The 13,317-nt window shown below is 72.5% G+C and carries 13 protein-coding genes and 1 pseudogene; 8 read left to right on the top strand and 6 right to left on the bottom strand.

Annotation, left to right across the window (positions count from 1 at the left end):
- The first annotated feature begins 112 nt into the window (after positions 1-112).
- A complete protein-coding gene (locus QSK31_RS36660) occupies positions 113-448 on the top strand; it encodes a cytochrome P450 (protein ID WP_285689289.1) in 336 nt (111 codons plus the stop codon).
- A gap of 55 nt (positions 449-503) precedes the next feature.
- On the opposite strand, the gene QSK31_RS36655 is transcribed toward QSK31_RS36660, so the two are convergent.
- Positions 504-2,477: a GDSL-type esterase/lipase family protein gene (locus tag QSK31_RS36655; protein WP_285689287.1), complete on the bottom strand. Its 1,974-nt coding sequence runs from the start codon at positions 2,475-2,477 to the stop codon at positions 504-506.
- A gap of 176 nt (positions 2,478-2,653) precedes the next feature.
- Between QSK31_RS36655 and QSK31_RS36650 the strand changes: the two genes are divergently transcribed.
- The 4 genes and pseudogenes from QSK31_RS36650 to QSK31_RS48945 all read left to right on the top strand — a co-directional run.
- Entirely contained in the window at positions 2,654-4,021 is a 1,368-nt protein-coding gene (locus tag QSK31_RS36650) for a TrpB-like pyridoxal phosphate-dependent enzyme (protein ID WP_285689286.1), read from the top strand.
- A gap of 9 nt (positions 4,022-4,030) precedes the next feature.
- On the top strand, positions 4,031-4,717 hold the full coding sequence (locus QSK31_RS36645; protein ID WP_285689285.1) for a ThuA domain-containing protein: 687 nt from the start codon (positions 4,031-4,033) through the stop codon (positions 4,715-4,717).
- A complete protein-coding gene (locus QSK31_RS36640) occupies positions 4,714-5,769 on the top strand; it encodes a Gfo/Idh/MocA family protein (RefSeq protein WP_285689284.1) in 1,056 nt (351 codons plus the stop codon). Before QSK31_RS36645 ends, QSK31_RS36640 begins: the two co-directional genes overlap by 4 nt.
- Positions 5,770-5,800: 31 nt before the next feature.
- Positions 5,801-6,106 (top strand): annotated as a pseudogene (locus tag QSK31_RS48945) (alpha-amylase family glycosyl hydrolase); the annotation flags it as partial.
- Between the two features lie 56 nt (positions 6,107-6,162).
- On the opposite strand, the gene QSK31_RS36635 reads toward QSK31_RS48945, so the two are convergent.
- Positions 6,163-6,873, bottom strand: a complete 711-nt coding sequence (locus QSK31_RS36635) for a hypothetical protein (RefSeq protein WP_285689283.1) — start codon at positions 6,871-6,873, stop codon at positions 6,163-6,165.
- Positions 6,874-6,891: 18 nt separating this feature from the next.
- A complete protein-coding gene (locus QSK31_RS36630; RefSeq protein WP_285689282.1) occupies positions 6,892-7,428 on the bottom strand; it encodes a carboxymuconolactone decarboxylase family protein in 537 nt (178 codons plus the stop codon).
- Between the two features lie 46 nt (positions 7,429-7,474).
- Between QSK31_RS36630 and QSK31_RS36625 the strand changes: the two genes are divergently transcribed.
- A complete protein-coding gene (locus QSK31_RS36625; RefSeq protein WP_285689281.1) occupies positions 7,475-8,365 on the top strand; it encodes an RNA polymerase sigma-70 factor in 891 nt (296 codons plus the stop codon).
- Complete coding sequence (locus QSK31_RS36620) at positions 8,362-9,042, top strand: SDR family NAD(P)-dependent oxidoreductase (RefSeq protein ID WP_285689280.1); 681 nt, start codon at positions 8,362-8,364, stop codon at positions 9,040-9,042. The genes QSK31_RS36625 and QSK31_RS36620 overlap by 4 nt, the downstream gene beginning before the upstream one ends.
- 34 nt (positions 9,043-9,076) lie before the next feature.
- Here QSK31_RS36620 and QSK31_RS36615 read toward each other — a convergent pair whose 3' ends face one another.
- Complete coding sequence (locus QSK31_RS36615) at positions 9,077-10,069, bottom strand: RNA polymerase subunit sigma-70 (RefSeq protein WP_285689279.1); 993 nt, start codon at positions 10,067-10,069, stop codon at positions 9,077-9,079.
- A gap of 82 nt (positions 10,070-10,151) precedes the next feature.
- On the opposite strand from QSK31_RS36615, the gene QSK31_RS36610 reads away from it, so the two are divergent.
- Positions 10,152-10,568: a GNAT family N-acetyltransferase gene (locus tag QSK31_RS36610; protein WP_285689278.1), complete on the top strand. Its 417-nt coding sequence runs from the start codon at positions 10,152-10,154 to the stop codon at positions 10,566-10,568.
- Here the strand turns inward: QSK31_RS36610 and QSK31_RS36605 are convergent.
- Positions 10,565-12,106 (bottom strand): hypothetical protein, encoded by a 1,542-nt coding sequence (locus QSK31_RS36605; RefSeq protein ID WP_285689277.1) that lies wholly within the window; start codon positions 12,104-12,106, stop codon positions 10,565-10,567. The genes QSK31_RS36610 and QSK31_RS36605 overlap by 4 nt on opposite strands.
- A 17-nt stretch (positions 12,107-12,123) precedes the next feature.
- A complete protein-coding gene (gene fabV / locus QSK31_RS36600; protein WP_285689276.1) occupies positions 12,124-13,305 on the bottom strand; it encodes an enoyl-[acyl-carrier-protein] reductase FabV in 1,182 nt (393 codons plus the stop codon).
- Between the last annotated feature and the right edge of the window lie 12 nt (positions 13,306-13,317).

The raw sequence follows: 13,317 nt of genomic DNA, 5'->3' as shown, positions 1-13,317 counted from the left end.
GATCGACGGCCGGCGGAGGTGGCACGAATGCGGGAGCGCGCTGACCGCCGCGGGAACCGGGATTTGCCCTTTCACACTCTCGGCGACCCGGATCGGTGAGACCTCCCCGTTCGTGTTCAAGGTCTTCGCCATGCGGACGTTGTCGCCGTCGGACCTGCTGGAGCGCTTGCCCACGGCGGACAACCGCCGCTACACCGACGTCCGGAAACGCCTGCGGTCCATCGTCGACGGCGTGGTGAGCGCTCATCATCACCGCGGCGGCGACGGTCACGACCTCCTGTCCACCCTCGGCCCGGGGTACAGCGACCAGCAGCTCGCCGATGAGGTCGCCACGATCCTGATCACCGCGATCGAACCCACTGCCATCGTCATCTCGTGGTTCTTCTACTACCTCGCACAGCATCCGGAGGTGACCTTCTACCTGCAGACCGACGCGCGGCTGGGCTGACGACCGGACCGCCGCAGGTGACCGGCGCCGTGACGGACGTCTTGGAACAGGTCGCCTAGCTGTAGTCCGCCAAACGGCGGCGCCAGGCGAAGAAGGCCACCGACAGCAGCCAGGCGCCCAGGACCGTCGCGAAGGCGGCCAGGAGTCCCCACTGGGCCAGGAGCATGCGGCCGACCTGCCGCATCGTCCAGTCGGTGCCCTGTGGACGGCAGGTTCCCCGGTCGTCGACGCCGGCGAGCTGGCACAGCGGGGCCTCGGCCCGGGCCTCGGACAGCGCCTGGCCGGAGGTCATCGCGGCCTGCGTGGTCAGAGCGGTCTCCTGGCGGTCGCGGGAGCCGGCGCTCACCGGCAGGCGGGGCGGCACCGGCGACGGCTGGCGGGCCAGCCACGTCTGGAAGGTACGGGACATCGCCGCGTGGCCGCGTTCGTTGGGGTGCAGGCTGCTGTGTGACCAGTTCGCGGGATTGAAGCGGTCCTCGGCGCCGCCCCGCACGGAACGCAGCTCCACGAAGTTCAAGCCGGGGCGGCCGTCGTTCGCGGGGTCGCAGAGCTGGAGGTGTTCGGAGGCCAGCGACCGCCGCATGTCGTCGACGACGTGGAAGCCGAACTCGGACGCCGTACGCGTGATCACGCCGTTGAGCTGGTTGACGTAGTCGTGGAGGAACTCCTTCTCGCGGCGGGACAGGGCGAGCTGATTACAGCCCTCGGTCAGCTGGATCGGATCGGGATAGGGCACGACCGCGACGGGTACGCCGGGGAAGGTGTCGTCGACGGCCACGTAGGTGGCGCGGAGGTTGCGTTCGACCTGGGGCAGCGACGACGTCCACAGGTCGGCCTTCTCGTTGCAGTACCCCGGCGCCAGGCACATCTGGCCGATCGTGGCGAAGCCGGCGTCGTTGCCGCCGACGCTCAGCACCACCATCGCGGGCGTGACACCGCTCTGCTTCCGGTAGGCGTCCAGCTGGGTCGCCGGCGAGCGGGACGGCTCGGCGCCGGGCACGCCCTTGCGGGTGAGCGTCACGTCGGCGGGCGCCGGAGCGGGCGGCTGCGGCAGGACGTTCCAGGTGCGGGCGCCGGAACAGGCCAGGAAGTCGAGGCCGTCGAATGCGGGACTCCGCGAGGCGAGCACGGGCCAGGCGGTGGGGGAGCGGCGGCACTGGTTGCCGTCCTCGGCGTCGGCTTCGTCCGTACCCTCGTAGTAGACCGCCGCCCCCTCGCCGGACATGAACGAATCACCCAGCGCGACCAGCACCCGTTGCCGGCCCTCCACCGCCAGGTGGTCGGGCTCGCCCGCGGGGCGGGGTGTCACACCCATCGCGGCGATCAGCGACATCACCAGCACGACGTCCGCCTGGGTGGCCGACGCCACGGCCACGACGAGCACGACGATCGCGCCGAGCACCCACAGGACCAGGTAGGAGTGGCTGACCCGGACGGCCACGTAGCCGGTGGCGCCGAGCAGGATCAGGCCGGTCACGCCGAGCAGCAGCCCGTGGCCACGACGGACGGTCATGGCCTGCGACGCGCCGATCGTCAGGGCGAGCGGCAGGAACAGCAGCACGCCGAGTCCGAGCAGGATCCCGGCGGCGAGCCGCCACGACGTCAGCCACAGCAGCGCCGCGCCGGCCGTGGTCAGCAGCACGGCGATGACCGCCAGGCCGAGGCCCAGCCGCCGGGGCAGACCCTCGCGTTGCCGCCACGCCGCCACCGCGCTGCCGAACAGCAGATAGACGAGGAACGCGCCGCCGAGCAGCGTGCCGCTCCAGCCGCGGACGAAGTAGAGGGTGATCAGCCCGCCGGCGGCCAGCAGCGCCAGCGCCCACAGCCAGGCGGGCACCACCTCCTGCCGGCCGGCGAGGCTCTGCGCGTACTGGCCGGCGATCCACACCGCGGCGACGGCGATGTAGACGGTGAACACGGCGACGGCGACCCAGCCGGGCATGCCGGGCCGGGCCGCCGCGAGCAGGGCGCCGAGGGCGAGCACGAAGAAGGCGGTACGCCGGTAGGCGCCGCGGCGCGCGATGTCCACGCGGACACCTTAGAGGGCCGGAGTGCGGTTTCTCTTCGACTCGGACATCGCCACATCGCCATATCGCCACGTCGGCGCGGGCGACCAGGCCGGAGTCCAGCGTGCGGCGGTGCCCGCTCATCGGCCAGAGCGTGTCGTATATGAGCAGAAGGTGCCGGATGCCCGATGATCGGACCATGACCGCCACGAAGATCCTGCTCGACGAGTCGGAGATGCCGCGCCGCTGGTACAACCTGGTGGCCGACCTGCCGTCGCCCCCGCCGCCGGTGCTGCACCCGGGCACGCTCCAGCCGATCGGGCCGGACGACCTGGCGCCGCTGTTCCCGATGGCCCTGATCGAGCAGGAGGTCACGCGGGAGCGGTACGTCGACATCCCGCCCGAGGTCCTCGACGTGTACCGGCTGTGGCGGCCGTCCCCGCTCTACCGCGCGCACCGCCTGGAGAAGGCGCTCGGCACCCCGGCGAGGATCTACTACAAGTACGAGGGCGTCTCGCCGGCCGGCTCGCACAAGCCGAACACGGCCGTGCCGCAGGCCTACTACAACGCCTCCGCGGGCATCCGCCGGCTCACCACCGAGACCGGCGCCGGGCAGTGGGGCACCGCGCTGGCCTTCGCCGCGGCGCAGTTCGGCCTGGAGTGCGAGGTGTGGCAGGTGCGTGCCTCGTACGACCAGAAGCCGTACCGCCGGATGATGATCGAGACTTTCGGCGGCACCATCCACCCGTCGCCGTCCGATCTGACCGAGGCCGGCCGCCGGATCCTCGCAGAGCACCCGGACTCGCCCGGGTCGCTGGGCATCGCGATCAGCGAGGCCGTCGAGGTGGCCGCCCAGCAGCCGGACACCAACTACGCGCTGGGCAGCGTGCTCAACCACGTGCTGCTGCACCAGACGATCATCGGGGAGGAGGCGTTGCTGCAGCTCGCGAAGGCCGGCGACACCCCGGACGTGATCGTCGGCTGCACCGGCGGCGGCTCGAACTTCGGCGGGCTCGCCTTCCCGTTCCTGCGGGAGAAGCTGGCCGGCCGGATGAGCCCGGTGATCCGCGCGGTGGAGCCGGCCGCCTGCCCGTCGCTGACCAGGGGCAGGTACGCCTACGACTTCGGCGACACGGCCGGGATGACCCCGCTGATGAAGATGCACACCCTGGGCCACGACTTCATCCCCGACCCGATCCACGCCGGTGGCCTGCGCTATCACGGGATGAGCCCGCTCATCTCGCACGTCTACGAGCTCGGGCTGATCGAGGCGGTCGCCAAGACGCAGAAGGAGTGCTTCGAGGCGGGCATCCGGTTCGCCCGCACCGAGGGCATCGTGCCCGCGCCGGAGCCCACACACGCGCTCGCGGCCTGCGTCGAGGAGGCGCTGAGGTGCAAGGAGACCGGTGAGGAGAAGGTGATCCTCACCGCACTCTGCGGCCACGGTCACCTGGACCTACCGGCCTACAGCCGTTACCTGGCAGGCGAGATGGTCGACCACGAGCTTTCCCAACCGGCACTCGACGCATCTTTCGCGGGGCTACCGGAACTTCCGGCCGGAAGGTAGGAATGGGGCATGCGTCAAGCGTTGGTAGTCCGTGGCGGCTGGGAGGGGCATCAGCCCGTCGAGGCCACCGAGTTGTTCCTGCCCTTTCTCAAAGACAATGATTTCTCCGTACGCGTGGAAGAGTCGCCGGCGGTCTACGCCGAGGCCTCGTACATGGCGTCGGTGGATCTCGTGGTGCAGTCCATGACCATGTCGACCATCGAACGCGACCAGGTCCAGGGCCTGATCGCGGCGGTGTCGGCCGGCACCGGCCTGGCGGGCTGGCACGGGGGTATCTGCGACTCCTACCGCGCCAGCTCCGACTACCTGCAACTGGTCGGCGGGCAGTTCGCCACCCACGCCGCCCGGGAGGAGCCCGGCAAGCGCACCGGGGACATGTCGGACAACTACGTCGACCACCGGATCAACCTGGTCGATCGGGAACACCCGATCACCGCCGGGCTGGACGACTTCGACCTGCACACCGAGCAGTACTGGGTGCTCACCGACGACTACAACGACGTGCTCGCCACCACGACCACCGCGGTCCGGCCGTGGGGCCAGTGGACGCGGCCGATCACCGCGCCGGCGATCTGGACCAGGCAGTGGGGCGAGGGCAAGGTCTTCGTCTGCACGCCCGGTCACCGGGTCGAGGTGCTCCAGGACGAGAACGTCCGCACGATCGTCGAGCGCGGCCTGCTGTGGGCGGCCCGATGAGGGTCGGCATCGTCGGCGCCGGCAAGATCAGCGCCCAGTACAGCGACACGCTCCTCGCGTACCCGGAACTGCCCGTCACCGCCGTCGCCGACCTGGACCCCGCGCGGGCGTCGGCCCTGGCCGACCGTCATCCCGGCGCACGCGTCCTGGACCTGGCCGATCTCTGCGCGTCGCCGGACGTCGACGTGGTCCTCAACCTGACCACGCCGGCCGGTCACGCGCCGGTCGCGCTGCAGGCGATCAAGAGCGGCAAGCATGTGTACGGCGAGAAGCCGCTCGCCCCGGCCATGGACGAGGCCCGGTCCATGCTGACGGCGGCCGACGAGGCGGGGGTGCGCCTGGCGTGCGCGCCGGACACCGTGCTGGGTGCGGGCATCCAGACCGCGCTGGCCGTGCTCGACTCCGGCGTGATCGGCGCCCCGCACGCCGCGACCGCGTTCATGACCACGCCGGGCCACGAGCGCTGGCATCCCGACCCGGAGTTCTACTACCAGCCCGGCGGCGGCCCGGTGCTCGACATGGGCCCGTACTACCTGACCACGCTGGTGCATCTGCTCGGCCCGATCCGGCGGGTGAGTGGCGTCTCGGTCCGCCCGCACCCGACGCGGACGATCGGCTCCGGCCCGAAGGCGGGCGCCGGGTTCCCGGTCACGATCGACACGCACACCACGGGCTATCTGGAGCACGCCGGCGGGGCGGTCACCACGGTGCTGTTCAGCTTCGACACGTGGGCGGCCCGGCTGCCGCACATCGAGGTGTACGGCGCCGACGGCTCGCTCTCGGTGCCCGACCCCAACCGCTTCGACGGCGACGTGGAGATCTTCACCCGGTCGTCGCCCGAGTGGGCGAAGGTGTCGTGGAACGCCGGCTACAACCCCGGCGGACGCGGGACCGGCCTGGTCGATCTGGCGTCGGCCGTCGAGACGGGTACGCCGCACCGCACCGGCGCCGACGTCGCCCTGCACGTCCTCGAGGTGATGCTGGCCCTCACCTCGGGCGAGGTCACCGAGCTCACCACCACGTGCACCGTCCCCGACCGGGCGCCGTCCTAGCGTCGGCCGCGAGTGGCTCGCCGACGCGGTGATGCACGAGATCCACCCGCAGTCGTTCGCCGACTCCAACGGTGACGGGGTCGGCGACCTGCGGGGCGTGATCGACCGGCTGGACGACATCGCGTCGCTCGGCGTCGACGTGATCTGGTTCAACCCGTGCTTCACGTCGCCGTTCGCCGACGCCGGCTACGACGTGGCCGACTACCTGACCGTCGCGCCGCGGTACGGCACCGACGACGACATGGCCGAGCTGGTGGCCAAGGCCCGGGAGCGCGGCATCCGGGTGCTGCTCGACCTGGTCGCCGGGCACACCTCGATCGAGCATCCGTGGTTCCGGGCGGAGCTGGCCGCCGACGGGCCGGGCCCGGACGGCCGGCTTCGGTTACGGCATCTTCAGTCGGCCTCGGTGAGCGTTACCGAACCGGGCAGGCGCGCGAGTTCCGACCCGTCAGCCTTCCGCACCCGGACCTGGCCCTGGGCCGGGTGCAGCGTCATCGCATACCCGTCCGGCAGGCAGATCTGGGCGCGGTCCCGCTCCGGGCACGACGGCCAGGCACGTTCCACCACCGCGTCGAAACCGCCGGCGGCGCCCTCCAGCCGCACGATCAGCGAGTAACGCCCGGGGTGCGCGCCGGTCAGCCGGTACCCCGGCGCGTCGGGCACGTAGAGCGGCACGCCCAGCGCCTCGAACGCGTGCGCCCGCCAATGTTCCTGCACGGCCCACGTCGCGCCGGCGCCGGCCAGGCAGACGAGCAGGATGGCCGGGACCGCCCGCCGCCACCACCGCGTCGCCACGAGCAGCTGCACCGCCATCGCGACCGCGCCCCACAGCACGGCCGCCTCCAGCCGGTCGCGTTCCAGGCCGGTCGTCAGGCTCGTCAGCACCGGCGGCACGAGCAGCAGCGGCACGACGGCGTGCGCGGACGGCCGCCGATGCACGATCAGGATCAGCATGGCCGCGATCGTCGCGGCGAACGCCCCGCCCGCCACCCCGATCACCGGGTCCATGTCCGAGAAGTCGCGCACCTGGTAGTCGTCCAGCGCGGCCAGCACCCCGCCGATCGTCGCCGCCGTGATGCCGCCGCACACCAGCCCGCCCGTCATCGGCCGCATCCCCGTCGCCTACCCGGAGTAGCCCTGCCGGGCGATCCGCTCGGCGCCCGGCAGGTAGGCGGCGGGGTCGTCCGGAGCGGCCGTGCCCAGCCCGTCGACGTACCGGTTGAACATGCTGAACGCCGCGGCGATCAGGACCGTGTCGTGGACCTCGAGGTCGGTGGCGCCCTCTGCCCGGGCGCCGGCCACCAGCTCGGCGGTGACCGCGTGGCCGTCCTCCCGGGCCGCCGCCGCGACGCGCAGCAACGCCCGCGTCCTCGCCGGGATCGGCGCGGTCTCCGGATCGTCGAGCACCGCGTCCACCAGAGCACGGCCGCCGGGCAGCTGCGCCGCGGCGGCCGCCGAGTGCGACAACCGGCAGAAGACGCAGTCGTTCAGGGCCGACACGTACGCCGCGATCAGCTCCCGCTCGCCGGGCGTCAGCGAACTCTCCCCGCGCAGCAACGCGTCCGCGAGCCGCATCAATGCCCGCCCGGTCGGCGGCCGGTACCGTAACAGTCCGCGGATGCCGGGCTCGGCCGCGTCGCCCAGATCGATGTGTGCCACCGTCCGACCCTGTCACACGAGCCGGGGGAGCGGTGTCTTGAGGGACATGCTCGATCACACCGACACCTTCGTCGGATACCGCAACCTGCTCTTCACCGTCGCGTACGAGATGCTCGGGTCGGCCGCCGACGCCGAGGACGTGCTGCAGGAGACGTGGCTGCGCTGGGCCTGCGTGGACCTGGAGCAGGTCCGCGACCGGCGCACATACCTGGTCCGGATCACCACCCGGCTGGCGCTCAACCGGCTGCGCACGATGGCCCGCCGCCGGGAGGCGTACGTCGGCCCGTGGCTGCCGGAGCCTCTGCTGACCACGCCGGACGTGGCCGAGGACGTCGAGCTCGCCGAGAGCCTGTCGATGGCGATGATGCTGGTCCTGGAGACGCTGTCGCCCACCGAGCGGGCCGTGTTCGTGCTGCGCGAGGCGTTCGACGTGGGCTACGACGAGATCGCCGAGGCGGTCGGCAAGACGCCGGCGGCGGTCCGGCAGATCGCGCACCGGGCCCGCCGGCACGTCGACGCCCGCCGCCCGCGCGAGCGGGTGTCCGCGAGCGAGACCCGGGCGGCGCTGGAGTCGTTCCAGCGGGCCCTGCGAACCGGTGACCTGCAGGGTCTGCTGGACGTGCTGGCGCCCGACGTCGTGCTGGTGGCCGACGGTGGCGGCGTCCGGCAGGCGGCCGTGCGACCGATGACCGGCGCCGACCGGGTGGCCCGCTTCATGGCCGGCGGCCTCGGCAAGGTGACCGGCGTCCTGACCGTCGACACCAGGATCGTCAACGGCGGCCCGGCGCTGGTCGTCCACCTGGACGGCGAACTCGACGGCGTGCTGACGGCCCGGGTGTCCGGCGGGCGGATCGCCGGCCTCTACTACGTCCGCAATCCCGCGAAGCTGTCCCACCTGGCGTCGGGGCCGCCGCTGACGGGTAGGGGAGGTGCATGACGAACATCGCGATCGTGACCGGGGGCGGCGGCGGGCTGGGCCGTGAGATCGCCCTCGGGCTGGCCGGCGCCGGACATGGTGTCGTGGTCGCCGACGTCGACGAGGCGGCGGCTTCCCAGACCTCCGAGCAGATCCGGGGGTACGGCGTCCCGGCGCTTTCCGTGCCCGCGGACCTGAGCGACCCGGCCGCCGCCGAGCATGTCGTGGCCGTGGCACGGGACCTCGGCGGCCCGCACATCCTGGTCAACAATGCCGGCGGCTGGACGTCGTCGTGGGCGTCCACGCTGACCCTGAACCTGACCTCTCCCATGCTCCTGACCCGGCTGTGCCTGGACCCGATGCGGGCGCTGGGCGGCGGCGCGGTCGTCAACATCGCCTCCTCGGCCGCTGTCGGCGCGGAGCCGTACGCCGCCCCCGACTACGGCGCCGCGAAGGCCGGCCTGATCCGCTTCACCACTGCGATGGGCGCCGAGCCGGGCGTCCGCGTCGTGTGCGTGGTCCCGGACTGGATCGGCCTGCCCCGCGCCCACGACGAGTGGTCCCGGCTCAGCCCGGCCGAGCAGGCGGCCACCCGTCCGTTGATCCCGCCCGGTGACATCGTCGCCGTCGTCCTCGACCTGATCGCCTCCGGCAAGCCCGGGACGGTCGTCGAGATGTGGGGCGGCGGCACGACCTGACCTTGCCGGCGGCTCCGTTCCGGGGCGGGGATCGTCACCGGGACTGCCCCGTGCTGTCCGCGGGAAGGCTCTCCGGCAGACCGAGCCGGGGGAACTGGTCGTTGTGGAACGTGACGATCTCGGCGATCGCCCCGCCGGTGATACGCAGGACGTCGATCGTCAGGGGCAGGTAGGCGCCCTCGGCCTGCCGCCAGAGGTAGAAGGCGACGGCGGGCTGCCGGTTCACCGAGGTCCGGACGGTGCGCATCTCCCGCATGCCCTCGAAGCCGCTCTCGACCCAGTCGTTGACCACCGTGTCGCGGCCGACGTGCAGCCCGGGTGTGGGCGGCATCGAGCAGCGGACGTCTTCCCGCAGCAGGGCCGCGAGCCCGTCGATGTCGGTGGCCACGCTGGCGTCGGTGTAGCGGCGCACCAGCTCCCGCGTCCCGGCATCCTCCTCGCCGCCGGTCCAGTCCTGCCGCTCGGCGGGCAGATGCTCCCGCATGCCGGCGCGGGCCCGTTGCAGCGCGCTGTTCACCGAGTTGACCGAGTCCCCGAGGAGCTCGGCGACGTCCTTGGCCGGCCACCCGAGCACGTCCCGCAGGATCAGCACGGCCCGGGGGCGCGGCGCCAGGTGCTGGACCGCGGTCAGGTACGCCAGCTCGATCGTCTCCCGCGCGACGGCGACCGTCTCCGGCTCGTCCGCGCCGCCCGCGGGCAGCTCGTCGAGCAGCCGGTCCGGGTAGGGCTGCAGCCACAGCGCCTCGCCGCCGGTCGCGGGTTCCGGGCGGACCTTGGCGAGCAGGTCCAGGCAGGCGTTGGTGGCGATCCGGTACAGCCAGGCCCGGAACGTCGACCGCCCCTCGAAGGTCTCCCGCCGCCGCCAGGCACGCAGGAACGTCTCCTGCACGGTGTCCTCGGCGTCCTCGAACGACCCGAGCATCCGGTAGCAGTGCACGTGCAGTTCCCGCCGGTGCCGCTCGGCCAGCCCCGAGAACGCCGGCTCGTCCACCGCGCCCAGCTCCGTCAGCCGCGTATCCGCAGTCATCACGTCATCCTTCCCGTCGTGTTCCGTCCTAGGTATGACGGGTGCGGCCCCGACAACTCATCACTGGCCTAAACTCCGCCGGGTGATCGTGCGGAGGGGCGGCGTCGAGGATGTCGCGGCGCTCGCGGAGCTGCGGGAGCTCGGACCGGACGAGCTGGCGGCGTTCGCCGGCTGGGTGGCCGCCCATGCGGCGACGCACCTGCCGTTCGTCGCCGTGGTCGGCGGCGCCGTGGTCGGCTCAGCCTGGCTGCACGTCGCGGAGCGGGTGCCCGGTAACGGGTCGCCTCACCGGCTCTACGGCGACGTCCAGTCGGTGATGGTCCGCGAGGAGTACCGCGGCCGCGGCGTCGGCGGTGCGCTGATGGCCGCGATCCTGGCCGAGGCCCGTACCCGCGGGCTGGTGCACGTGACCGTGCACTCCGGTCGCCGCGCGGTCGACTTCTACCTGCGTAACGGGTTCAGGCAGCACCGCCAGATGCTGCTCTGGGAACCGGCTTAGGTTACGCGGAAGGTGGTCGTGGTCCAGGCGCCGACGTTGTCGACCATGATCTGGTACGCGGCCTCGCGCACCTGGAACCGCGGGAAGTGCCAGCCGGCCGGCCCGGCGGGTGAGCCGCGCGGCACGGCGGTGACCCGGCCGGTCGTGGTGACGGTCAGCCGCCGCCCGGCCGGGTGCCGGAAGGCCAGGGCGGCGCCGGGCAGCCGCACCCAGTCCGGGTCCAGGTGCCAGTGCTGTCGCCAGCGGCCCACCCCGCGGAACGAGTCGGACACCACCATCCGGGCGATCGTCGCGTTCACCGTGACGCCGCGGGTGTGCACCTTGCCGTACACGGTGTCCCGCACCACGAAGACGTGGCTGGTCGCGGCGAACGTACTCGTGATCGCCGATGTCCCGCCGCGCACCGCACCACCCGCCGGAACCGCGACGTTCTGGGCGTCCGGCCGGGTCTGGTAGAGCGAGAACCGGTTGTTCCGGTCGTAGCTGAACCGGCCCGGACCGACGAGCACCCGCACGCCGCGGGTCGACCAGGTCACGCCGCCGGCCCGGTCCTCGTGACCGTGCGCGCGGCGGGCCGGGCCGTAGCGGATCGTGTAGTGCGGCGCGTCGCGGTCGGTCCAGCCCCAGCGCCCGATGACCCAGCCCGCCTGGTCGTCGCGCACGGCCCGGTTGCCTTTCAGGTCCCGTGGCCGCCCGGCGATCTCGTCCGAGTCGCCGATCTGCGAGATCTTCCCGTCCGGCTCGGTCATGAAGCTGAAGATGCCGTACGCGTTCCGCACCGTCGCCCGGATCCGCGCCGCCGCGGCCGGGTAGCCGGTCAGCCGGGCCGCGGCCTGATCCCACAGGGTGGCGTTGGTCAGCTGGTACATCGAGGACTGTTCCAGCGAGAAGCCGCGCCGGGAGAAGGCCAGCGGCGCCTCGGTGAGGATCCGGTTCATCGCGGTACGGCGCCAGGCCGGCAGCCGCAGCAGCTCGCCGGCGCGGATCAGCTGCAGGTTCGCCATCAGGCCGTGGTTGTGCACCGGGTGGTACGGCGGCCCGTAGTAGCGGCTGCCGGTGAGCACGCGGGCGTCCGCGGTCATGCCCGGGATCAGCCCGGCCGAACGGGTCAGGGCGTAGAGGCAGTTCTCCGCCTCCAGCCGCCGCAGGGCGGTGCCCTCGTCCCACCCGTACGCGACGGATCGGGGGTCGGGGTTCTGCCGATGGAACAGGACGGCCTGGCGCACCAGGGCGGCCAGCGAGCCGGTCTGGCCGTCGAGGGCGGCGCGGCGGGCGAGGGGCCGCATCCACATCAGGCCCTGGAAGTTGAGCCGCCACGTCGGGTCGGCCACCGGCGGACGCCGCCACATCGCCGCGGGGATCGCCCCCACGGTGAACGGCGCGGCCGGCGGCATGCTCACCCGGATCGGCAGCGCGTCCGGCACCGGGGTGGTCGCGGCCGGCCCGCAACCTGGATCGTCGACGCCGGGGGTCAGTGGGGCCGCCGGTGCGATTGCAACGGCTGTGAACAGGAGAAATGCGGCGCAGAGAGCTCCCACGCCGCCGACGTTAGCGGCTAGGCCGGCCAGGGGAGGTCGGTCTCGACAGGCACGGTGTAGTCGACGCCGGGGATGTCGAAGCCGTAGAGGCCGCGGAACTCGGCGCGGAACCAGTCCACGTCGGCGAACTCGGTGATCGTCTCGGGGGTGATCGCCGCCCAGCGCTCGGCCACCGCGGCCTGCACCTCGGGGTCGAGCTCCCAGCGGTCGAGGCGGATCCGGCCGGCCTCGTCGAGGTCGAGCGGGCGCGCGCCGGTCAGCTGGTCCCAGAGCTGGATCGACTGCTCGATCGGGGACTGCAGCTTGTCGCCGAGCACGCCGCGCAGCAGGCTCACGTAGAGCGCGATCCCCGGGATGGCCGTGGACGCCTGCGTGACCGCCGCGCCGTTCACCGAGGTCAGGGCGCGGCCGTTGACCGAGCTCAGACGTGCGGTCAGCTCGCCGGCGGTGGCCTCGAGGTGGGCCTTGGCGGCGCCGATCGTGCCGTCGCGGTAGATGGCCGACGTCAGTTTCGAGCCGATGTAGGTCAGGGCCACGGTCCGGAAGCCGTCGCGGAGCAGGTCGCGGTCGGCGAGCGCGGCGACCCACCGGGACCAGTCCTCGCCGCCCATCACCTTGACGGTCGCGGCCGTCTCGGTCTCGTCGCCCGGGTCGGCGGCGACGTCCCGCAGGGCGGGGGCGCCGTCGCTGTCGAACTCCAGCGTCCGGGTGGTGTGCGCGGCGCCCAGTGGCTTGATCACCGACTGAAAGGTGACGCCGGTGTCCGGATCGGTCCGGCGCGGGGCCGCCACGCTGTAGATCAGGTAGTCGACGCCGCCGAAGCGAGAGGCGATCAGGTCGAGCGTCTCCTTCTTGGTCTCGTCGGCGAACGCGTCCGCGTTGAGGAAGACGAAGTCGTCGGCGAGTTTCGCGGTGGCGATGGCGCGGTACCAGCCCGCGGTCGCGCTGCGCCGGCCGGGCGGCCGCTCGAAGCCGATGCCGATGCCACGGATGCCGTGCCGGGCCAGCCCGGCGATCGTCGCCGCCAGGCCGTAGCCCGCCGTCGCCCCGATGATCAGCGCGATCGGCCGCTCGGCCGGGCGCTCAGTCGACGGCACAGGGTCGACCCGCATCCGGGCGACGCTCTCGAAGCAGCCCGTCGGGTGGGAGTCCAGCAGGAGGAAACCGCGCCCGGTAGGACGCACCACGCGTTCAGTCACCCGGATCATCCT

The sequence above is a fragment of the Actinoplanes sp. NBRC 103695 genome (genome assembly GCF_030269485.1).
Lineage (GTDB): Bacteria > Actinomycetota > Actinomycetes > Mycobacteriales > Micromonosporaceae > Actinoplanes.
The sequence above is the reverse complement of the archived record's forward strand: the minus strand, read 5'-3'. Positions and strand labels throughout refer to the sequence as shown.